We start from the raw sequence: 830 nt of genomic DNA, 5'->3' as shown, positions 1-830 counted from the left end.
GGCCTTCATTTAAAGAGGCTTCTTACGCAGAGATCTTAGACCCTATCACTGGTAGAACTTTCATCGGTGGATTCTTCAAAGATGAAGATCAAGCTAATGATATTGTATACTGGGATGGAGACTTACAATCAACTTCAATCAACAATTTTGATTTAAGATGGGAGTTATTTCAAAAAAGAGGTCAGACAATAGCATTTAGTGCTTTCTACAAAACTTTTGATGCGCCAATTGAAATGGTTCAATTTGCTTCAGCTACAGGTAGTTTCCAACCGAGAAACGTAGGTGATGGACAAGTAATAGGTGGTGAGGTAGAGTTAAGACAATCACTAGGCTTTATTAGCCCTGCGCTTAACCAATTCTCTATTAACGGTAACGTTACTATCACTGATTCTAAAATTGAAATGAGCTCAACTGAATTTCTTTCAAGACAGGAAAATGCACGTGAAGGACAATCAATAGACGACACAAGAGACATGGCCGGTCAGGCTCCTTATATCGTTAACGCTGGTATTTCTTACAATAGCTTTGAAAGTGGTTTTCAGGCAGGTATGTACTATAATGTTCAGGGCAGAACCTTACAATTTGTAAGTATTGTTGACAGGCCTGATATTTACTCAGTACCTTTCCATAGCCTTAACTTTAATGCTAATAAGACTTTTGGACCTAGCGAAAATATCTCTCTAGGATTTAAGGTAAACAACATCCTTGGTGATAAACGAGAAGAGGTTTATGACTCATTTGGAGCTAGCGAACAATTTTTCACCAGCTTGAACCCTGGCAGAACATTTAGCTTGAGCTTCGGCTACAAGTTTTAAAAACATAAAAATTAA

At 37.7% G+C, this 830-nt stretch carries 1 pseudogene; it reads left to right on the top strand.

Annotated elements, in window-relative coordinates:
• Window positions 1-815 (top strand): annotated as a pseudogene (locus E1176_RS20770) (TonB-dependent receptor); the annotation flags it as partial.
• Window positions 816-830: the final 15 nt, after the last annotated feature.

It is taken from the genome of Fulvivirga aurantia (assembly GCF_009711475.1).
Classification (GTDB): Bacteria; Bacteroidota; Bacteroidia; order Cytophagales; family Cyclobacteriaceae; genus Fulvivirga; species Fulvivirga aurantia.
Note: the sequence above shows the minus strand (reverse complement) of the source record. Positions and strands in the feature narration are given on the sequence as shown.